Annotated in this window: 17 protein-coding genes and 1 tRNA gene; 16 read left to right on the forward strand and 2 right to left on the reverse strand. The window is 51.1% G+C overall.

Going from position 1 to position 22008, the window contains the following annotated elements:
- The first annotated feature begins 234 nt into the window (after nucleotides 1–234).
- The 11 genes from IEV89_RS15680 to emrB all read left to right on the forward strand — a co-directional run bounded on the left by IEV89_RS15680 (nucleotide 235) and on the right by emrB (nucleotide 14241).
- Nucleotides 235–1881 carry an ATP-binding protein gene (locus tag IEV89_RS15680; protein ID WP_188474453.1) on the forward strand — a complete coding sequence of 549 codons (1647 nt, stop codon included), beginning with the start codon at nucleotides 235–237 and terminating at the stop codon, nucleotides 1879–1881.
- Entirely contained in the window at nucleotides 1881–2621 is a 741-nt protein-coding gene (locus IEV89_RS15685; RefSeq protein ID WP_229746494.1) for a response regulator, read from the forward strand. Before IEV89_RS15680 ends, IEV89_RS15685 begins: the two co-directional genes overlap by 1 nt.
- A 589-nt stretch (nucleotides 2622–3210) precedes the next feature.
- Nucleotides 3211–4407: a glycine betaine/L-proline ABC transporter ATP-binding protein ProV gene (gene proV, locus IEV89_RS15690; RefSeq protein WP_188474454.1), complete on the forward strand. Its 1197-nt coding sequence runs from the start codon at nucleotides 3211–3213 to the stop codon at nucleotides 4405–4407.
- Nucleotides 4407–5594, forward strand: coding sequence for a glycine betaine/L-proline ABC transporter permease ProW (gene proW, locus IEV89_RS15695; protein ID WP_188474455.1), 1188 nt, complete (start codon nucleotides 4407–4409; stop codon nucleotides 5592–5594). The genes proV and proW overlap by 1 nt, the downstream gene beginning before the upstream one ends.
- A 117-nt stretch (nucleotides 5595–5711) precedes the next feature.
- Nucleotides 5712–6716: a glycine betaine/L-proline ABC transporter substrate-binding protein ProX gene (proX, locus tag IEV89_RS15700; RefSeq protein ID WP_188474456.1), complete on the forward strand. Its 1005-nt coding sequence runs from the start codon at nucleotides 5712–5714 to the stop codon at nucleotides 6714–6716.
- Nucleotides 6717–6784: 68 nt separating this feature from the next.
- Complete coding sequence (proX, locus tag IEV89_RS15705; RefSeq protein ID WP_188474457.1) at nucleotides 6785–7780, forward strand: glycine betaine/L-proline ABC transporter substrate-binding protein ProX; 996 nt, start codon at nucleotides 6785–6787, stop codon at nucleotides 7778–7780.
- Between the two features lie 242 nt (nucleotides 7781–8022).
- On the forward strand, nucleotides 8023–9207 hold the full coding sequence (locus tag IEV89_RS15710) for an MFS transporter (RefSeq protein WP_188474458.1): 1185 nt from the start codon (nucleotides 8023–8025) through the stop codon (nucleotides 9205–9207).
- A gap of 197 nt (nucleotides 9208–9404) precedes the next feature.
- Complete coding sequence (gene mprA / locus IEV89_RS15715) at nucleotides 9405–9926, forward strand: transcriptional repressor MprA (protein WP_188474459.1); 522 nt, start codon at nucleotides 9405–9407, stop codon at nucleotides 9924–9926.
- Nucleotides 9927–9948: 22 nt separating this feature from the next.
- Nucleotides 9949–11400 (forward strand): efflux transporter outer membrane subunit, encoded by a 1452-nt coding sequence (locus tag IEV89_RS15720; protein ID WP_188474460.1) that lies wholly within the window; start codon nucleotides 9949–9951, stop codon nucleotides 11398–11400.
- A gap of 82 nt (nucleotides 11401–11482) precedes the next feature.
- Nucleotides 11483–12679 carry a multidrug efflux MFS transporter periplasmic adaptor subunit EmrA gene (gene emrA, locus IEV89_RS15725; protein ID WP_188474461.1) on the forward strand — a complete coding sequence of 399 codons (1197 nt, stop codon included), beginning with the start codon at nucleotides 11483–11485 and terminating at the stop codon, nucleotides 12677–12679.
- 17 nt (nucleotides 12680–12696) lie between these two features.
- Nucleotides 12697–14241, forward strand: a complete 1545-nt coding sequence (gene emrB, locus IEV89_RS15730) for a multidrug efflux MFS transporter permease subunit EmrB (protein WP_188474462.1) — start codon at nucleotides 12697–12699, stop codon at nucleotides 14239–14241.
- A 95-nt stretch (nucleotides 14242–14336) separates the two neighbouring features.
- Here emrB and IEV89_RS15735 read toward each other — a convergent pair whose 3' ends face one another.
- Entirely contained in the window at nucleotides 14337–15473 is a 1137-nt protein-coding gene (locus IEV89_RS15735; RefSeq protein WP_188474463.1) for a tRNA/rRNA methyltransferase, read from the reverse strand.
- Nucleotides 15474–15706: 233 nt separating this feature from the next.
- Here IEV89_RS15735 and trxC point away from each other — a divergent pair, with 233 nt between their 5' ends.
- The 5 genes from trxC (at nucleotide 15707) to IEV89_RS15760 (ending at nucleotide 21758) form a co-directional block, all read left to right on the forward strand.
- On the forward strand, nucleotides 15707–16126 hold the full coding sequence (trxC, locus tag IEV89_RS15740) for a thioredoxin TrxC (protein WP_188474464.1): 420 nt from the start codon (nucleotides 15707–15709) through the stop codon (nucleotides 16124–16126).
- Nucleotides 16127–16271: 145 nt separating this feature from the next.
- Nucleotides 16272–16976 carry a tRNA-uridine aminocarboxypropyltransferase gene (locus IEV89_RS15745; RefSeq protein ID WP_188474465.1) on the forward strand — a complete coding sequence of 235 codons (705 nt, stop codon included), beginning with the start codon at nucleotides 16272–16274 and terminating at the stop codon, nucleotides 16974–16976.
- A 154-nt stretch (nucleotides 16977–17130) separates the two neighbouring features.
- Nucleotides 17131–19809 (forward strand): bifunctional acetate--CoA ligase family protein/GNAT family N-acetyltransferase, encoded by a 2679-nt coding sequence (locus IEV89_RS15750; protein ID WP_188474466.1) that lies wholly within the window; start codon nucleotides 17131–17133, stop codon nucleotides 19807–19809.
- A 114-nt stretch (nucleotides 19810–19923) separates the two neighbouring features.
- Entirely contained in the window at nucleotides 19924–21279 is a 1356-nt protein-coding gene (gene pssA, locus IEV89_RS15755) for a CDP-diacylglycerol--serine O-phosphatidyltransferase (protein WP_188474467.1), read from the forward strand.
- 131 nt (nucleotides 21280–21410) lie between these two features.
- Nucleotides 21411–21758, forward strand: a complete 348-nt coding sequence (locus IEV89_RS15760; protein WP_188474468.1) for a YfiM family lipoprotein — start codon at nucleotides 21411–21413, stop codon at nucleotides 21756–21758.
- A 131-nt stretch (nucleotides 21759–21889) separates the two neighbouring features.
- Here IEV89_RS15760 and IEV89_RS15765 read toward each other — a convergent pair.
- Nucleotides 21890–21965: transfer RNA gene (locus IEV89_RS15765), tRNA-Thr, on the reverse strand.
- Between the last annotated feature and the right edge of the window lie 43 nt (nucleotides 21966–22008).

Raw genomic sequence — 22008 nt, forward strand, 5'->3', positions numbered from 1 at the left:
TGTTAAAACCACTGATTTAAAGGTTGTAATGGTGTTAATGATGTTAATGCTACGGCGGCTGCAATCCTTATCAGCTTTGTAGCAAATAGCGGGTTTAGCCTTATGCTTAGTAAGACTATTATGGGTATTCCGTGCGGTCTATGCGTGGTTGCTCACAACCTAACTCTGCGGGGAATGTTACCGGTGAAAGTCGCGTGTTAGGCTTATTGTTCATCTTCCGCTCTGGCATCCTGAATGAAATTACGATTTACCTTCCAGATAAAACTGTTCCTCTCTCTGGTCGCCTTTTCCTGCGTATTGCTGGCCCTGTTCGGCGCATTTCTTTTTCATACCATTGACCGCCAGTTGAACCACGATCTCGGTAACCGCGCGAAGGTTCAGGCAGCCCAAATCGCTCTAATGCCGGGACTGTCTGAGCTGGTGGCAGCCCATGACACTGCGGGGATCGCCCGTTTAATCACCCCACTGCGGGCGAAAAGCGACGCCAGCTATATTGTGGTCGGTGATATTCACGAGAATCATCTGTACCACTCGCAGTCACCTGAGCGGGTCGGCAAACCGATGATCGGCGGAGATAACGCGGGCGTGCTGGCAGGAAAAACCATCATTTCGGTGCGAAAGGGAGGCATCGGCATTTCATTACGCAGTAAAGCCCCTGTTCTGGATGCGCATAACAAGGTGATCGGCATTGTCTCAGTGGGTTATCTTACGTCGTACATCGATGACATTACCCTTAAACAGTTAGCGCAGACGGCGCTCTCCGGTCTACTGCTCTTAACGCTGCTTTTTGCTTTTTCATGGTTGTTCAGTAAAAACCTTAAAAAACAGATGTTTTGGCTGGAGCCAAAAGAGATCACTCTGCTGGTTCGTCAGCAAAAAGCACTACTGGAAGCTATTTATGAAGGCGTGATAGCCATTGATGATCGCCAACGGATCATCTCGATAAATCACGCAGCCCGCGAATTGCTGGCGCTATCACAGCCCGAAACCACGCTCATCGGCCAAAACATACGAGATGTCATTCATACTGATACCGCATTTTTTATCAGTGACAGCGACACTCCCAACCGCCACGATGAAGTCGCCCGCTTTAATCAGCGTCAGGTGATCGTAAATCGGGTGCGCATCGAACTGGATCCCGCCACGCAAACTGGCTGGGTATTCAGCTTTCGCGATAAAAATGATATCAACACTCTCAGCAGTCAACTCAGCCAGGTGAAGCGCTATGCCGATAATCTTCGCATCATGCGTCACGAGCAACTTAACTGGACGGCAACGCTGGCCGGTTTGCTGCATATGAACCGCTACGAAGAGGCCATTGGCTATATTCAGGCACAGTCTGAAGGGGCTCAGGCGGTGCTGGATTTTGTCTCGTCGCGTGTTGCCTCACCGACGTTATGCGGCCTGCTATTGGGAAAATATGCCAGTGCGCGAGAAAAAGGCGTGGAGCTCAATTTCGATCCGGCCTGTCAATTTCACCGCCTGCCCGCGGAGTTGACAGAGTCCGAACTGATGTCGATCATCGGTAATCTGATTGATAACGCCGTTGACGCCACTCTGGCGGCACCGGCACCGCGGCAACCGGTCGAATTCTATCTGTCAGACAGCCATGATGAGCTGCTGATAGAAGTCGCCGATCAGGGCGTCGGAATAACACCGGAGTTACGTTCGCGTATTTTTGAGCAAGGTGTGACAACAAAGCCGCCATCGGCTGCTGACGACACTGGAGGCGAACATGGTATCGGACTGTACCTCGTGTCCCGTTATGTCCGTCAGGCAGGTGGTGTGATTGAAATTTCGGACAACACGCCGCGCGGCTTGGTGTTTTCGCTGTTCATCCCTAATCCGCCGCAGGGCGAGCAAGCAAGTCAGGAACGATAATGAACAACCATAATGTGCAAAACAGTATCAATCAGGGCAGCGCGCTGGACGTGGTGATCGTCGAGGATGAGCCCTATCTGGCCGGGCTGCACCGCGATTTTATTGAGCAAAATTTTAACCTGCGGGTCGTGAGTATTGCGGCAACACTGGCGCAGGCCAAAACTCAGTTGCAGCTTTACCGACCGCGGTTGCTGCTGCTGGACAATTTTTTGCCTGACGGTCAGGGCATTGAGCTTATCGACAGTGCATTACTGAAAAGCCTCGATTGTTCGGTGATTTTCATCACTGCAGCCAGCGACATGCATACCTGCAGCCAGGCCATGCGCGGTGGCGCATTCGATTACATCATCAAGCCGGTTTCGTTCCAGCGTCTGCGCAACTCACTTGAGCGCTTTCTGCAACTGGTGCATCAGTTGCGTCATGTTAAGGTGCTCGACCAACAGGCGCTTGATCGTCTGTATAATCTTCCCGCCAGTGATATCCCCACCGCCCCGGCAACCAAGGGAATTGAGCCTAATACGCTAGAATTAGTACAGCGCGTTTTCAGCGAAGGGGGTGATCGCAATTGGTCCGTGGATGACGTGGTGGAAAAGGTCGGAATCAGCAAAACGACGGGGCGTCGCTATCTGGAATATTGCGTGGAGATTGGCTTTATTGCCGTGGAAATGCAGTACGGAAATATCGGCCATCCGCGCCGTTTATATCGTAAAATAGCAGGTGAAGAAAAATCCGTATCCTGATGCTGAATTCCTGTTGTTTTCCCTGCTGAATTTCTCTCTCTCTGCCGGTGGCAACACCGGTGAATTTCTCGAACATCGCGCCGCCTCACGCCCTTAATTCACTCGTTCATCACCTTTCAGACAAGCGGTAAATTTATCGTTTTCAATCGTGACTGAAACTCCTATTTTCACACGTAGATTATGAATCATTATTCTGTATTTAATCACCTGATTAATCACAATTATTTTCAGACAAAAACCCGCAAAAACAAAACACACAAAAACCATTATAATCAATGCTTTGATTATAATTTATGCAAAATTCAAGACGAAAATAATTAACCAAAAACAGAAATCCCAGCACCTTGAAATTTGTCATTAAATGTCAATTCAGATACGCGAAAATTAGACATACCAAATACACATATATACGCACTCAGATTCGCAATCACGATTATTCATCAGAAACATTGAGACTTGTCTCAGAATGTCGATGTGTTAGGGTATAAGGCGTTCACTATTTTGTTAGCAGGTAAAACTCTATACGCACCACCACAAAAACTAGACATCAAGCCGACATGGCTATTTATATCCAAGGAATGCACATTGCATGGCAATTAAAATTGAAGTAAAGAACCTTTATAAGGTGTTTGGCGAAAACCCGGATCGCGCTTTCAAGATGATTGAAGCCGGTAAGGGTAAAGAAGAAATTTTTGAGAAAACCGGTCTGTCACTTGGCGTTAAGGATGCCAGTCTGGCCATTGAAGAAGGCGAGATCTTCGTCATCATGGGGTTGTCCGGTTCAGGGAAATCCACCATGGTACGCCTTCTCAATCGTCTGATAGAACCTACCCGGGGTGAAGTCCTGATCGACGGCGAAGACATCGCCAAGATCTCCGAGTCGAAACTGCGTCAGGTTCGTCGCAGCAAAATCAGTATGGTGTTTCAGTCGTTTGCCTTAATGCCTCATATGACCGTGTTAGATAACACGGCGTTTGGCATGGAGCTGGCCGGTGTTCCGACGCAGGAACGTCGAGAGAAAGCCCTTGATGCATTGCGTCAGGTGAGTCTTGAAAACTACGCCAACTCGTATCCCGATGAGCTGTCCGGCGGTATGCGTCAGCGTGTAGGCCTGGCCCGCGCTATGGCTAACAACCCTGATATTCTGCTGATGGATGAAGCCTTCTCGGCGCTTGATCCCCTTATCCGTACCGAAATGCAGGATGAGCTGGTGAAATTGCAGGCGCAGCATCAGCGCACCATTGTGTTTATTTCCCATGACCTTGATGAAGCCATGCGCATCGGCGACCGTATCGCCATCATGCAGGGCGGCGAAGTGGTACAGGTCGGCACACCGGAAGAGATTCTGAACAATCCGGCCAACGACTATGTGCGCACCTTCTTCCGCGGTGTGGATATCAGTCAGGTATTCAGTGCCAAGGACATCGCCCGTCGTCGTGGTACGTTAATTCGTAGAACCCCAGGTTTTGGTCCGCGGGCAGCGCTTAAGCTGCTGGAAGACGAAGACCGCGAATATGGTTATGTGCTGGAGCGTGGTCAGAAATTCATCGGCGTAGTGTCGATTGATTCCCTGAAAGTCGCGCTAAAAGCCAATCAATCACTGGACGCCGCGCTGTTGGACCTTCCTGCACCGGTGTTGGCAGATATGCCGCTCAGTGAGTTGATTTCTCATGTCGCCGCCGCGCCTTACGCCGTGCCGGTGGTTAATGAGGACAATAACTATATCGGTATTATTTCCAAGGCTATGCTGCTTCGAGCCCTGGACAAAGATGGGGGTAACGAATAATGAAGAATTCAATTAACGATAGTATCGTTCAACATGCTCAGGCCGCGTCACAAACGGTAAATGCCGCCATCGATCCCTGGAGTGCGGATAACGCCAGCGGTGGCCACGTCGCAGCAGCCCAGCCAGTGGCCGATGCTGCCAGTAGCGATCCCTGGGGTGCCGCCTCGAGCGGCAGCGATGCGGTCACTAGTGCACCTGATGCCACACATAATGCTGCAGCGCAGGCCAATGACTGGCTGAATATCGCTCCGACGGAGCATCACCCGTTCAATATTCTTGACCCATTCCATAACACGCTTATCCCGCTTGACCACTGGGTAACCGAAGGTATTGACTGGCTTGTCACCAACTTCCGCCCGGTGTTTCAAGCGATTCGTGTACCGGTTGATTTCATACTGAGCGGTTTTCAGCACGGTCTGGAATCATTGCCAGCACCGATTGCCATGCTGATTTTTGCTTTAATCGCCTGGCAGATGGCAGGCCTCGGTATGGGTGCGGCAACGCTGGTATCTCTGGTACTGATCGGCGCGATCGGTGCCTGGTCACAGGCTATGGTAACGCTGGCGCTGGTGCTCACCTCACTATTCTTCTGTGTGCTGATAGGGCTCCCGCTCGGAATATGGCTGGCGCGCAGTAAACGTGCAGCGAAGATTATCCGTCCGTTGCTTGATGCCATGCAAACTACGCCGGCGTTCGTCTATCTGGTCCCCATCGTCATGCTGTTTGGTATCGGTAATGTGCCTGGCGTGGTCGTCACCATTATCTTCGCCCTGCCGCCTATCGTACGTCTGACCATCTTGGGGATTAATCAGGTGCCAGAAGACTTGATCGAAGCCTCACAATCCTTCGGGGCCAGCCCAAGCCAGCTGCTGTTCAAAGTTCAGTTGCCGCTGGCGATGCCGACCATCATGGCCGGTATTAACCAGACGCTGATGCTCGCGTTGTCGATGGTGGTTATCGCCTCGATGATTGCCGTAGGCGGTCTGGGTCAGATGGTTCTGCGCGGCATCGGCCGTCTGGATATGGGTCTGGCATCGGTGGGTGGTGCGGGTATCGTTATCCTCGCTATTATCCTCGACCGTTTAACCCAGTCTATGGGTGAAGACAGCCGCAGCAAAGGTGGCCATCGCTGGTTCACCCGCGGGCCGGTTGGCCTGCTGGCTAAACCTTTTGTGAAAAAAGCCTAATCAAAGACTGTACCTCCCGGCGGTCAACCGCCGGGATACCTCACTAAGCACTCGTCCACTCTTACGTATTCATAAAAAGCTACATAGCTTTAAACTTATAAAAAATAAGGGTTCACCATGCGCACGACATCAATAAAAGCCATCGCTCTGGCCATTTCCATTTCGACACCCGCGGCTTTCGCCGCCGATTTACCGGGCAAAGGCGTGGTCGTCAAACCATTACAAAGTTCCATCGCGGAAGAAACTTTCCAGACCGAATTGGTTAACCGCGCGCTGGAAAAGCTGGGCTATGACGTCCAGAAAACGGGCGAAGTCGATTACAACGTCGCCTACACCGCGATCGCCAGCGGCGATTCCACGTTTATGGCCGTTAACTGGGAACCGTTGCAAAAAGACATGTATAACGCTGCCGGCGGAGATAAGAAATTCTATCGCCAGGGCACTTATATCAAAGGCGCAGCGCAGGGTTATCTGATCGATAAGAAAACGGCTGACAAATACAACATTCACGATCTATCGCAGTTGAAAGATCCAAAGCTCGCCAAACTGTTTGATGCCAACGGTGATGGTAAAGCGGATATGGCTGGCTGTAATCCAGGCTGGGTCTGCGGGGCCGTCGTGAATACACAAATCAAAGCTTACGGCCTGAGTGATACCGTCACGCAGAATGAAGGGAACTATTCCGCCATCATCGCCGATACGCTGACCCGCTATAAATCCGGTAAACCAGTGCTGTATTTCACCTGGACACCGTACTGGGTCAGTAACGAGCTGAAACCGGGCAAAGATGTCGTTTGGCTGACCGTGCCATTCTCTGCGACGCCGGGTTCACAGAAAGATCTGGATACCACGCTGCCTAACGGTAAGAACTACGGTTTCCCGGTCAACAACGAACACATCGTGGCTAACAAAGCATGGGCTGAGAAAAATCCGGCGGCGGCGAAACTCTTCGCCATCATGACACTGCCACTGGCTGACGTGAACGCACAGAACCTGAGGATGCACAAAGGGGAATCCTCTTCGGCCGATATCCAACAACATGTTGATGGCTGGATCAAAGCGCATCAGACCACCTTCGACGGCTGGATCGAAGAAGCCACAGCCGCTGCTAAAAAATCATGATCGGACAAGCGCTGGCTCCATGCGGCGTTCTTAAAACATAATAACGACGATAAATAGGGGATTATTTTATGCTAAAGAATCATCTTTGGGCGGTTGCCGCCCTGACCACACTCGCTTCAGCTTCCTCCTTTGCTGCTGACCTTCCAGGCAAAGGTGTTACCGTGACCCCGATTCAGAGCACCATCAGCGAAGAGACTTTTCAGACTCAACTCGTTAGTAAGGCACTGGAAAAACTGGGCTACGACGTTCAACCCATCCGTGAAGTCGATTACAACGTCGGCTATACCACCATTGCTGCAGGTGATGCTACCTTTACGGCGGTGAACTGGGTGCCGCTGCATGACGCCATGTACAAAGCCGCAGGTGGCGACAAGGTGTTTTACCGCGAAGGGACTTATGTTACCGGCGCAGCGCAAGGTTATCTGATCGATAAGAAAACCGCCGAGAAATACCACATCACCAATATCGACCAGTTGAAAGATCCAAAAATCGCCAAACTGTTTGATACCAACGGTGACGGTAAAGCCGATCTGACCGGTTGTACGCCAGGTTGGGGTTGTGAAGCAGCCCTGAATGAGCAGTTGAAAGCTTACGGTCTGGAAAAAACCGTGACCCACAATCAGGGGAATTACTCAGCGATGATCGCTGACACCATCACGCGTTATAAAGAAGGTAAACCTATCTTCTATTATACCTGGACGCCTTACTGGGTAAGTGATGTGCTGGTGCCGGGCAAAGACGTGCTGTGGATGCAGGTGCCTTTCTCCGTCATACCGGGCGATAAAAATGCCGATACCACTTTACCGAACGGTAAAAATTACGGTTTCAAAGTCAACACCATGCATATCGTTGCGAATAAGAAGTTTGCTGAGGCCAACCCGGCTGCTGCAAAACTTTTCGCTATCATGAAATTACCGTTGAAAGACATCAACGCACAGAACTCAGCGATGCATGCGGGTCAAAGCTCTCAAGCAGACATCGCTAATCAGACCGACGGTTGGATCAAAGCCCACCAGGCAACCTTTGACGGTTGGGTGAAAGAAGCCGCTGCGGCAGCAAAGTAACGAAGCCAAAACCTTAACGGTTAAGATTATTGGTTGATTGAAAGGCGCTGAACTCGAATTCAGCGCCTTTTTTATCATCTTAAATGGCTAAACATCCAACATCCCACCACCCCATTGCCAAAAACAATCGTTGCCATCAAAATAGTCCACTGGTTTAATATTTCCTCCTTAACGATACTCCCCTGAGTTCAGCGCTATGCTGAATGCTGAATACAACCCGCTGCTGATTAAAATCGAAAACTATGACAACCACACATCCACACTCTCCGCTCACGCCAGGGCTGATCATTCTGATGGCCATCGCCACAGGCCTTGCCGTCGCCAGTAACTATTATCCCCAGCCTTTGCTGGAAACCATTGCCAGAGCTTTTGATCTTTCTGTTAATCAGGCCGGTTTCATCGTCACTATTGCTCAGCTCGGTTATGCTTTTGGCCTAATGTTTCTGGTGCCGCTGGGTGATATGTTTGAGCGCCGCAGCCTGATCGTGGTGATGACCATGCTTTCTGCTGCCGGGCTGCTGATCACCGCGATGGCCCCAACGCTAACTGTCATGCTGATAGGCACCGCACTGACGGGTTTGTTCTCCGTTGTCGCGCAGATTCTGGTGCCGCTGGCAGCAACGCTGGCAGAGCCTGAACGGCGCGGTAAAGTGGTCGGGTTGATTATGTCTGGTTTGCTGCTGGGGATTTTGCTGGCACGAACCGTGGCGGGTTTGCTGGCAACACTGGGTGGCTGGCGTACCGTTTACTGGGTAGCCAGTGCGCTGATGCTGGCAATGGCACTGATCCTGTGGCGTCGCCTGCCTGTACATAAACAGCATACCGGACTCAATTACCCGCAGTTGTTGAAATCTATTTTTAGCCTGTTTTTGCACACGCCAGTGCTGCGTACCCGCGCATTGCTCGGTCTGTTCTGTTTCGCTAACTTCAGTATTCTGTGGACCTCCATGGCGTTTCTGCTGGCGGGTCCGGCGTATCACTACTCTGAAGGCGTGATTGGCCTGTTTGGTCTGGTCGGCGCTGCTGGCGCGCTGGCCGCCACCCGCGCCGGGCAACTGGCAGATAAAGGTAAGGCCCACCTCACCACCACCGTTGGACTGATACTACTGCTGCTGTCATGGGCTGCGATTGCCTATGGTGAGCACTCGGTGTTGGCATTGATCGTCGGTATTGTCGTGCTGGATCTGGCGGTACAGGGTGTGCATATCACCAATCAAAGCGTCATCTATAAGTCGATGCCAGAAGCGCGTAACCGCCTCACCGCCGGTTATATGACGACCTACTTCATCGGTGGTGCAGTAGGTTCACTGGTATCAGCGTCGGCATTTCAATGGGCTGGCTGGTATGGGGTTTCTGCTGCAGGTGTCATCATGAGCGTGCTCAATTTGCTGACCTGGTGGTCTGGTCATAAATATAAAATGGCCTGATGAACTATGTGGATTTAAGGCAACGGGAAGTGAACCGTTTTTGTTATGATCGGGTACCACGTACTGGTTTATTAATTTTTGAATAATTCACCCTCGTTATGGATCACACTTAATGCTAAAGCTTTGGGTGTTCATAATATTGATGTTTTTAATTACTACCGTTACTATGTCATTCGTAACTAATGAGGTTTCTCGTCATGGATAGCTCCTTCGCACCGATTGAAAGCATGTTAAATTTCCGGGCCAAAAAACAGAAAGATTTCCCTTATCAGGAAATTTTGCTCACCCGGCTCTGCATGCACATGCAAAGTAAATTGCTGGAAAATCGCAATAAAATGCTGAAAGCACAGGGAATTAATGAAACCCTATTTATGGCTTTACTGACGCTTGATTCGCAGGAAAGTCACAGTATTCAGCCGTCAGAGCTAAGCTCTGCACTGGGTTCTTCACGCACTAACGCCACGCGAATTGCCGATGAACTGGAAAAACGTGGATGGATAGAACGGCGCGAAAGCGATAACGATCGTCGATGCCTGCATTTACATCTGACGCCAGACGGGGAAGCCTTTATTCAGACCGTTCTGCCGCCTCAACATAAGTGCCTGCATCTTCTCTGGTCAACTCTCGACGATGATGAACAGAAGCAGTTGGAGACCCTGACTCGCAAACTGTTAGTCCGCCTGGATCAGATGGATGTCACCGCGAAACAACTACTCTAATTTCTGTTCAGGTAACCCAAATATGTCACTCCAAGCCAACTGGGGACTTACGCCGCTGTTCGCCGTTTTACTTTTAGCGGGCTGCGCCTCCAGCGAAAACATTGCGCCGCAGTCAAGCCTGTTGAACAATCAGCAGTTGAAATTGGCCCAGCCCAAAGTCAGCTCGCTGGCGATCAGTCCGCAGTGGTGGCGTAGCCTGAACGATCCGCAGCTTGATCATTTGATGACAATGACGCTGCAAAATTCGCCGTCGTTACGTCAGGCTGCCGCACGGGTTCGTGAAGCACAAAGCGTTGCCGGTGAAGCTAGCGCGGCAAACGGTCCTTATTTGGATCTGAATGCCTCAACCAAGCATGAGCGTGTCTCCAAAAACACCATCCCATCATTCCTGACCAGCTATCCTGAAGCACCGATCTACGACAACAGTAATACTCTGGGATTAAACCTAAGTTACGAGTTCGACTGGTGGGGAAAATACCGCAATCAGGTCAACGCCGCAAAAGCTCAAGTAGACTCTGCCCGTGCAGAACAGGCTCAAGCGGCACTGACACTGACCAGTTCTGTCGCTTCGACCTATTACCAGTTGCAAGCGAAAGAGGCGATTCAGAAGGTTTTACAACAGGAAGTCGATGATAACCAGCATTTAGCTGACTTACGTAAAGCGCAGTATCAGGCTGGTGTATATAGTGTTGATGTGCCACAGCAAACCCAGGCTCAGGCCGACAGTGTCCAGCAACAGATTATCGAATCTCAGTCGCAGATTGATCAGTTAAAGCATCAATTGGCCGCTTTGGCGGGTTTGGGTCCGGACGGCCTGAATACGCTGCGCACCGTTCCTCTTCCTGCCGCAGAGGCCATCGCTCCAAAGGGCGACCTGACTATCGACTTGCTCGGTAAACGCCCTGACATCGCAGCCCAGCGTGCGCTCGTGGAGTCTTATTCTCAGCGTATTGCCGCGGCGAAAAAAGAGTTCTACCCAAGTCTGTCAATCAGCGCTTTTGGTGGCTTCAACACCACCGACTTTGGCGGCACGCATCCAACGCTGTTGAAAGCGGCCAGCAAAGCCTGGAATATTTCACCTGCCATCTCTTTACCTATCTTCCATGCCGGTGCCCTGCGCGCCAAGCTGGGCGAAGAATCTGCACTCTATGACCAGTCAGTCGAGTCTTACAATCAAACTATCCTGTCGGCCATTCAACAAACCGCCGATGCGATAACCATCGCAAAAAGTAGTCTCGCTCAGTTACAGCAAGCGTCGTCAGCGGTGAAGTCGATTGAGGATGTGTATCGGGTTGCTGATGCGCGTTACAAAGCAGGAATCATCGGACGGGATGAATTGCTAACCGGACAGACAGCGCTGTTGCAACAGCAACAGGCACAACTGAACGCCAGCAGCAATTTGCTTCAGGCAAGAATCAGCTTAATCCATGCGCTTGGGGGTGGCTATCAGGCCCCGGTCACCGAAAGAAACTAATCGTTATGCAAATCCATGCATTACCGCAGGTCGGTTATGCAGCGGATGAATAATAAAAACAAGATACAGTGTGGAGAAAACCATGAGCGAAAATGCGGGCATTCAGGCGACGCCACCGCAGGATTCGGTTGTTGTAAAAAAGCCGAATAAGAAAAAGAGATCACGCAAAATTGCATTACTGTCCTTAACCGGCATTTTTGTCATTATCGCCATCGCCTACCTGTTTTATTGGCTGTTGGTGTTACGTCATTTCCAGAGTACCGATGACTCGTATGTCGCCGGTAACCAAGTGCAAATCATGGCGCAAGTGTCGGGCAGCGTAACCAGCGTGAATTTCGAAGGCACCGATTTCGTCAAAAAAGACGATCCTCTAGTGGTGTTAGATCCCACCGATGCCGAACAAGCCTTCGATCGGGCCAAAACCGGTCTGGCGACCAGCGTGCGTCAAACCCACCAACTGATCATTAATGGCCGTCAATATCAAGCCAATGTCGCGCTGCGCCAGACGCAACTAAAGCAGGCACAGAGCGACCTGAAGCGCCGCGTGATACTCGGTAATGCCGATGCTATCGGACGTGAAGAACTGCAACATGCGCATGACGCCGTTGAGATCGCTAAAGCCCAGCTCGACGTCGCGATTCAACAGTACAACGCCAATCAGGCGATGGTGTTGAGTACGCCCGTCGATCAACAACCTCAGGTCTTGCAGGCAGCAGCAAAGGTGCGCGACGCCTGGCTGGCTCTGCAACGTACCCGTGTGGTCAGTCCTATCGATGGATTTATTTCACGTCGCTCGGTACAGGTTGGTCAGCAAATCACACCGGGAACTGCCCTGATGGCGGTGATTCCCGCCAATCACGTTTGGGTGGATGCCAACTTCAAAGAGACACAAATAGCCAACATGCGTATCGGCCAACCAGCCACCGTCGTCAGCGATATGTACGGTGATGATGTCACCTATACTGGCAAAGTGGTGGGCATGGATATGGGGACTGGCGGCGCGTTCTCGCTGTTACCGGCACAGAATGCCACCGGCAACTGGATCAAGGTGGTTCAGCGTCTGCCGGTACGTATAGAGCTGGACGACAAACAGGTGGCGAAGCATCCGCTGCGTATCGGTTTGTCCGCGCTGGTGACGGTGGATACACGAGATCGCAACGGTCTGGTGCTGGCCAATAAAGTGCGTACAGAGCCGCTGTACCAAACCACCGCGTTGACGCTAGATCTGGCGCCGGTTGACGCCATCATTGCTGATGTCATTCATGCCAATGCAGGCTAAAACCGTCGGAGGCCTCTGTGGCAAATAAACCGCTGGTAGGCGCACCGCTGGCCTGGATGACAGTCGCTTTGTCTCTGGCCACGTTTATGCAGGTGCTGGATTCGACCATCGCCAACGTGGCGATACCGACCATCGCAGGTAACCTTGGTGCTTCAAACTCTCAGGGTACCTGGGTTATCACCTCGTTCGGGGTAGCAAACGCGATTTCTATTCCGATCACCGGCTGGTTGGCGAAACGCATAGGTGAAGTCAAACTGTTCCTGTGGTCAACCGTGCTGTTTGCCATCGCTTCCTGGCTGTGCGGGATTTCCAACAGCCTGGAAATGTTGATCTTTTTCCGTGTAATACAAGGTGTGGTGGCAGGTCCACTGATCCCGTTATCACAAAGTCTGTTACTGAATAATTATCCTCCGGCCAAGCGAAGTACCGCCTTAGCACTCTGGTCGATGACCGTGATCGTAGCGCCGATCTGTGGCCCGATCCTCGGCGGTTATATCAGTGATAACTTCCATTGGGGTTGGATCTTCTTTATCAACGTACCGATCGCCATTGTTGTGGTTGCGCTGACATTGAGAACGCTGAAAGGACGCGAAACCCCCACGCAGATACGCCCTATCGATAGCATCGGATTGGTGTTGCTGGTGTTGGGGGTCGGCTCATTGCAGGTCATGCTTGACCGCGGTAAAGAGCTAGACTGGTTTAACTCCACGGAAATTATCGTGCTTGCCGCCGTGGCGGTGGTGGCGCTCTGCTTCCTGGTGGTCTGGGAGCTGACTGACGACCACCCCATTGTCGATCTTTCGCTCTTTAAATCGCGAAATTTCACCATCGGTGTGCTGTGTATCAGCCTGGCCTATATGCTCTACTTCGGCGCCATTGTTCTGCTGCCGCAGCTGTTGCAGGAGGTATATGGCTACACGGCAACCTGGGCCGGTCTGGCCTCTGCGCCGGTAGGGATCCTGCCGGTTATCATGTCGCCGATCATTGGCCGCTTTGCGCATCGTCTCGACATGCGCAAGCTGATCACTTTTAGCTTTATCATGTATGCGGTGTGCTTCTACTGGCGAGCTTATACGTTCGAACCGGGGATGGATTTTGGCGCGTCAGCATGGCCACAGTTCTTTCAAGGTTTCGCCGTGGGCTGCTTCTTTATGCCACTGACCACCATTATTCTGTCCGGGCTACCGCCAGAGCGCATGGCAGCCGCATCAAGCCTGTCGAATTTCATCCGAACACTCGCAGGCTCTATCGGTACCTCGGTGACCACCACCATGTGGGCAGACCGTGAATCGCTGCATCATGCGCAGTTATCGGAAAATATCACGCCGTTTAACCCAGTTGCACAGCAGACTTATGCCAAACTTGAAGGGATGGGAATGAGCCACCAGCAGGCATCAGGTTGGATAGCCCGAGAGATAACGAATCAGGGGCTGATCATTTCTGCCAATGAGATTTTCTGGTTATCCGGCGGAGCATTCCTGATATTGCTGGTTTTGATCTGGTTTGCCCGCCCCCCGTTCGGCGGTGCGGGAGGCAGTAAAGAGGGAGGTGGTGCGCACTAAGCTGCGTTTCGCCTGACACTTTATTAGCAACCATAAAAACGGACGCCCTGAGGCGTCCGTTTTTATGGTGACTTCGCTAGAACATATTCTGACGATTAAGCGTGGTTTTGACGCCACCAGTCAGCCAGCAAAATACCGGTCGCAACAGAAACATTCAGACTTTCTACTTTACCGGTACCACCGATAGAGATGTTGATATCACCCTGCTGCCATGCGCTATCAGACAAACCATCGCTTTCTTCGCCCAGTACCAGAACCATTTTGGCAGGCAGTTCGGCTTTACCCAGTACTGTCCCTTTATGGCTTGAGGTTGTGACGATGGCGTAACCCGCTTTACGGAAGCTCGCCAGCACGTCGAGGAAGTTATCGGCGCTGATGGCTTTGATATGTTCCGCGCCGCCTTCAGCAGTACGCACTGCAGCACCAGATTCCAGTAAGGCCGGATCCTGTACGACTAAACCGTTAACACCGAAGTGTGCACAACTACGCATAATACCGCCGAGGTTGTGTGGATTACCGACATTTTCCAGCGCCAGCACACAGTCTTTCGCCGGTGCAGTTTGCAGGTATGTGTCAGCATCCAGACCCTGGCGCTTTTTAATCAGGAAGCAAACGCCGCCGTGATGATCGGTGCCTGAGGCTTTGGCCAATTCGTCATCTTCAACCACGTGATAAGCCTTGCGATTTGCTGCCATCCAGCGCAGTGCTTCACGAAAACGCGGTGTGACAGACTGCACGAACCATGCGCGGACGATAGCGTCCGGACGGCTGGCGAACAGCGCCTGACAGGCATTCTCACCGTAAACACGGGTCTCTTCCTGACGCTGACGACGCAGTTGTTCAGGGTCGATAAAGCTTTTACCGCTGATGCCGCCGTGATCCGGCGCTGACTCATCGTCAGGCGCTCGGGAAACGGTTTTCCACGGTGAAGAATACGGGCCATCGTCGTCACGGTCAGAACGCGCCGGACGCGGTGCATCACGGCCAGTACGCTGCGGACGTGCATCGCCACGGCGAGCATCAGGACCGCGGGAATCACCCCGGGTATCAGGGCTGCGACGCTCATTGCGGCGGGCATCGTCAGGACGGGAGCCGGTACGTGGTTTATCGCCAGGACGTCCTTTATTGCCAGAAGGACGTTTATCGTTGTTGCGGTTATCGCCGTCGTCGTCACTACTACGGACGTACATCACTTTGACTTTGCCGTTTTTGCCACTGAATGAATCGTTCATTTCTCTCTCCACCTACGCGCTGGGCGCGAAGATTACCTGATGTCTGTGTGGTAAGCCACTTGCTTTGGACCAAAAGCTAAAAACTATCGTATTCATTGAGTAAACCGCATTGTCCAGCAGGAGGCTTGACCTCATACTGGCAACATATATGTAACATGTCAGCCCTGTCGTTCACCACGCTTTGGTGTTGGGTTGATCGACTCTTACGATTGAGCAATGCAGAGGCTAACTTTATGAATACGATTTGTACATCATGCCAGGCCACCAACCGCCTGCCGGGTGATCGTATAGACGATGGCGCAAAATGCGGCCGTTGCGGTCATTCACTGTTTGAAGGCGAAGTCGTTCACGCCACAGCAAGTACGCTGGACAAATACCTGCAGGATGATTTGCCGGTAGTTATCGACTTCTGGGCTCCGTGGTGCGGCCCTTGCGTTAATTTTGCGCCCATCTTCGAAGATGTCGCGCAGGAACGTGCCGGTAAAATCCGGTTCATTAAAGTGAACACGGAAGCTGAGCCTGAACTGAGCGCCCGTTTCCGTATCCGTAGTATTCCGACCATTATGGTATTCAATGAAGGTAAAATGGTCGACATGCTAAGTGGTGCAATGCCAAAAGCACCGTTCAACAACTGGCTTAATGAATCATTGTAACGCATAAGTCCGCATTAAGCCCCAAGCCAATGGCCCGCCTGTGTGGGCCTTTTGGTTTATCTCAACAACCGTTTTACGCCAACATGTGACTATCCCTGTGCTTCAACGCCGATTAGAATAGTCGGTTTACACCTGCGGAATGCTTATGTCAGACAATGCCGTTCTTCGCCTGCGTGAGCAGCGCCTTACTCAATCCACCCGCCCATTCCTTGCGCGGGGTTCTCGTGTTATTCGCTGCCAGTCCTGCCTGTTACCTAAACGTAACTGCATCTGCGCCACACGGGAAGTCCATCAGGCCAGCAGCCGCTTTTGTCTGGTGATGTTTGACACAGAGCCGATGAAACCCAGCAATACCGGCCGGTTAATCGCTGATGTTCTCCCGGACACACAGGCGTTTATGTGGTCGCGCACCCAAACCGATCCGGCACTACTCGAGGCAATTTCAGATCCTTCTCGGCAACCCTATGTAGTTTTCCCGGCCTCTTTTGCTCAGCCACCGCGGCAAGTGTTTACCGAAGTCCCAGTGGGAAGTAAACCGCCTCTATTTGTTATGCTCGATGGCACCTGGAACGAAGCGCGCAAAATGTTCCGCAAAAGCCCCTACCTGGATAATTTGCCAGTTTTTTCTTTGGATGTGAGTGCCAAATCAGGCTATATCCTGCGTGAAGCTTCACGCCCTGAATTGCATTGCACCGTAGAAGTCGCCGCAGCCTTGCTGGAAAAAGCTGGCGATCTTGAGGCCTCTTCGGGGCTATCGCGGCACTTTACGCATTTCCGCACGCAGTATCTGGCGGGAAAACCCCATAATCCGGTGCATCAGCTCACAGCAAAAGAGAACCAAACACTCTAGAATCAATGCAAATTGAAATATACCTAAAGTCGCTGGCGTTGCATCAACGCAGCAAGGGAGCAAATCCCGATGAGCTTGGCTCACCAAGTCATTCGGCGAGCAAGCGCAGCTAACACTGGTGCAGCTTCCAGGTATAAAGGGTATCGGAGGATAAATGAGCCAGCGCGGACTAGAAGCACTATTACGACCTAAATCCATTGCGGTACTCGGCGCGAGCGATAAACCCGGTCGCGCCGGCTATCTGATGATGCGTAATCTGCTGGAGGGAGGATTCAATGGACCCGTACTACCTGTCACGCCCGCGTATCGGGCCGTTTGTGGTGTGCTGGCCTATCCGGATGTCGCACACCTACCCATAACCCCCGACCTGGCGATTCTCTGTACCCGCGCTGATCGTAATCTGGCACTGCTCGAACAACTCGGAGAATGCGGCTGTAAAACGGCCATTGTGCTCTCTTCCCATTCGCTACAGTTTTCTGAGCTTAAAGCCTGCGCACAACGTTTTCATATGCGCCTGTTAGGACCTAACAGTCTGGGGATCCTGGCGCCCTGGCAACGGTTGAATGCCAGCTTTTCGCCGGTACCCATTCTGCCCGGGAAACTGGCGTTTATTTCGCAGTCAGCGGCTGTCGCCAACACGATTCTGGACTGGGCACAGCAGCGGGCCGTTGGGTTTTCCTACTTTATTTCGCTGGGCGACAGTCTGGATATTGATGTCGATGATTTGCTGGATTTTCTGGCACGTGACAGTAAAACCAGCGCGATCCTGCTGTATCTCGAACATATCAGTGATGCACGCCGCTTTCTGTCAGCCTCACGCAGTGCCTCTCGTAACAAACCCATTCTGGTGATTAAAAGTGGCCGCAGTGCGCAAGCGCAAAAACTGCTCAATAGCCCGCAGAGCCTGGACGCTGCTTACGACGCTGCCATCCAGCGTGCTGGCCTGTTGCGAGTGCAGGATACCCATGAACTGTTTTCCGCTGTAGAGACGCTGAGCCATATGCACCCTCTGAGGGGTGAGCGCTTGCTTATCATGAGTAACGGGGCAGCACCTGCAGCAATGGCTCTTGACCAACTGCTTTCACGCAACGGTAAGCTGGCTGCTCTTAGTCGTGAAACCTCCTTGGCGTTACGCGACGTATTACCGGAAAACATTGCAATATCGAATCCGCTCGACCTGCATGATGATGCGACGCCGCAACGCTATCAGTCAGTACTTACTTCGCTGTTAGACAGTACCGACTACGACGCCTTGCTGATAATTCACGCACCAAGCGCCGCAGCGCACGGTACTGTCACCGCTGAACAGGTGATCGCCACGCTGCAGAAGCATCCGCGAGGCAAGCGCGTGACCGTACTCACCAACTGGTGCGGCGAATTCTCATCTCAGGAAGCGCGTAAACTCTTTACCGAAGCTGGCATACCCACCTATCGAACGCCCGAAGGCACCGTGACGGCATTTATGCACATGGTTGAATACCGCCGTAATCAGAAGCAGTTAAAAGAAACGCCTTCATTACCTGTCGGGTTGCAGCAAAATACCGATGAGGCGCATCGGTTAATTAGCCAGGCTCTTGCAGAAGGAGTAATGCAGCTCGATACCCACGAAGTACGTACCATCTTCCAGGCTTACGGCATGGATGTTCTGCCGACATGGATAGCCAGTGATAGTACTGAAGCTGTACATATTGCCGGGCAAGTAGGCTACCCAGTGGCACTGAAATTGCGTTCACCCGATATTCCGCACAATTCTCAAGTTCAGGGGGTAATGCTCTACCTGCGAACATCCAGTGAGGTTGAGCAGGCCGCCAACGCGATATTCGATCGTGCTAAGCACTCATTTCCTCAGGCGCGTATTCATGGTTTGTTAGTGCAAACTATGGCTAACCGCCCTGGTTCACAAGAGTTGAGGATTGTGGTTGAACAAGATGCGGTGTTTGGACCGATTATCATGTTGGGTGAAGGAGGTAGCGAGTGGCGTCCCGAAACGCAGGTAGCTATCGCTTTACCACCACTCAACCTGGCACTGGCACGCTATCAGGTTTTACAGGCAGTGAAGAGCGGGAAAATCCGCGATCATAATGCTTCACGTCCGCTGGATATACCAACCTTGAGCCAGTTGCTGGTCAAGGTGTCTAACCTGATTGTCGATTGCCCACAGATTGTCAGGCTGGATATTCACCCACTTCTGGTGTCGGGCGACGAACTCAATCTGCTTGATGTTTCACTTCAGCTAGCAGACGTCAGCATTGATGCATCATCTCGGCTGGCTATCCGTCCCTATCCTCAGGAGTTCGAAGAACAAGTCACGCTTAAAGACGGTTCAGTTTGCCAATTCCGTCCTATCCTCCCGGAAGATGAACCTTTGCTGCATGCATTCATCCTCAAAGTGACTAAAGAAGATCTCTATTATCGCTACTTCAGCGAGATCAACGAGTTCACACATGAGGATTTAGCGAACATGACCCAAATCGATTACGATCGTGAAATGGCCTTCGTTGCTATTCGTTCGGTTAATGACAAATCGGAAATCATTGGCGTGACGCGAGCCGTCTCGGATCCGGATAATATTGATGCAGAATTCTCCGTACTCGTTCGCTCGGATTTAAAGGGGCTTGGGCTGGGTAGACGTCTACTGGATAAGATGATCAAATATACCTCAGAGCACGGTCTACAAAGGCTTACGGGGATCACTATGCCGAATAATCAGGGGATGGTGACACTAGCAAGAAAGCTCGGATTTGAGGTCGATGTGCAACTGCAGGATGGGATTGTTAATCTATCTTTGCGCCTCAAGTCTGGCCAGAACGTCGCCGCTCGAGGTCACAAATAGGCAAAACATACGCACAACAGAGAGTACTAATGGTATTATCGACCGATTATGCGGCTGACTTAGTTCTTCTATGCCGCTATCGCTATTACCTGAAGAGAGAAGAAGCGCACTGTGATGTTGTCAAAATTTAAACGTAATAAACATCAACAACACCTTGCTCAACTGCCAAAACTCCCCCAAACGGTTGATGCTGTTCAAACACTCTATTGCCCTACGGATTTCCGTATTGCTCTGCTCGAGGCTATCGCTAATGCAACGCATCGGATTTACCTTGTCGCACTCTATCTAGAGAATGACGACGGCGGGCGTGATGTCCTTTCGGCACTATATGCGGCCAAACAGCAACGGCCTGAGCTTGAGATTTGTATCCTCGTTGACTGGCATCGTGCTCAGCGTGGCCGCATCGGCGCTGCGGCTTCGAATACCAACGCTGACTGGTATTGCAGCATGGCACAGCAGCATCCTGGGGTCTCTGTACCCGTTTATGGTGTACCGGTTAATACCCGCGAAGCATTAGGTGTTTTGCATCTCAAAGGCTCTATTGTAGATGACCGTGTTATTTATAGCGGTGCCAGCCTCAATGACGTCTATTTACATCGTCATGATAAATATCGCTACGACCGCTACCATTTGCTGACTAATATCCCGTTGGCTAACACGATGGTCGACTTCATCAGAAAGTCGATCATCTGCGCTAGCGCCGTTCAACGTCTTGATCGCGATGATCGTCCCAAAAATATCGAAATCAAAAACGAAACCCGCCAGTTCCGACAATCTCTGCGTGACAGCAGTTATCATTTTAAAGACAGCGCAGGTAACGATGAATTGGCTGTGACTCCTTTGGTCGGGCTAGGTAAGCAGAATTCACTTAATCGTACTATTCACCATCTGATGGCTAGCGCCGATCAAAAACTAACCCTGTGCACACCTTATTTCAATATGCCGGCACTGCTCGCAAGAAATATTATCGCGTTGCTACGTCGTGGTAAACAGGTTGAAATTATTGTGGGTGATAAGACTGCGAACGATTTTTATATCCCTCAGGATCAACCGTTTAAAATTATCGGTGCCTTGCCTTATCTATACGAAATCAATTTGCGCCGTTTTTTGAGTCGGCTACAACGCTTTGTAGACAGCGGGCAGTTAATTGTTCGCTTATGGAAAGACGGTGAACATAGCTACCATCTCAAAGGGATTTGGGTTGATGATCGCTGGCAATTAATCACCGGTAACAACCTAAATCCACGCGCCTGGCGGCTGGATTTGGAGAACGCAATTCTTATTCACGACCCACATAATGAGATGCTAGTGCAGCGTCACAAAGAACTTGAAGAAATACGCGAGCATACACACATTGTTTCGCATTATATGGAGCTGGAAAACATTCCTAACTACCCGATTAAGGTACGTAAGCTTATTCGACGCCTGAGACGTATCCGGATAGATAGATTAATCAGCCGTATTTTGTGATCAGCTATTATTATTATGCTGGAAGCCTGATCGATGCGATCAGGCTTTTTTTTTATGGGATAAAGACACACTACCACTAACAAAAGTGGAACCTTGTTAAGCATCGTTATTCAGTCACAGGAATAGATACCATGGTTATTTCTTCGCCCCGCTTTTACATATTAAGTTTGTTTATTCCTGTTCTCATATGCAGCGGTTGTACTCATGTCGCCAACGATAGCTGGACGGGCAAAGATAAATCAGAGCATTTTGTTGGTTCCGCTATATTAGCCGCTGCGGGTACCGCATATGGGGAACATCAGGGATGGAATGACGCCAGAAGTCGCTCTTTTGGGCTGTTCTTTTCAATCGGACTCGGTGCAGGAAAAGAATTATATGATAGTCGTGAAGCAGGCAGTGGATGGAGCTGGAAGGATTTCGCATGGGATGTAGCAGGTGCAGCCGTGGGGTATGGAGCCTATCAGGCGATACATAATTAAAACGTTACAGTGAAGACATTAAGGATAGACAGCCAAAGATACAAAGTAAAAATGGTTAAATTCCCCATAGCAAAAAACCCCAGTCTTTCGACTGAGGTTTCTCACAATTTACCGAACTCTACGCTTATTACTGGTGCTGATACCCAGAGTCGAACTGGGGACCTCACCCTTACCAAGGGTGCGCTCTACCAACTGAGCCATATCAGCACTTTTATTCTTCTAACGGCTTGCTGCTTAGAGCAAACACTAC

This window comes from Hafnia psychrotolerans, assembly GCF_014639435.1.
In the GTDB taxonomy this organism is placed as follows: Bacteria; Pseudomonadota; Gammaproteobacteria; order Enterobacterales; family Enterobacteriaceae; genus Ewingella; species Ewingella psychrotolerans.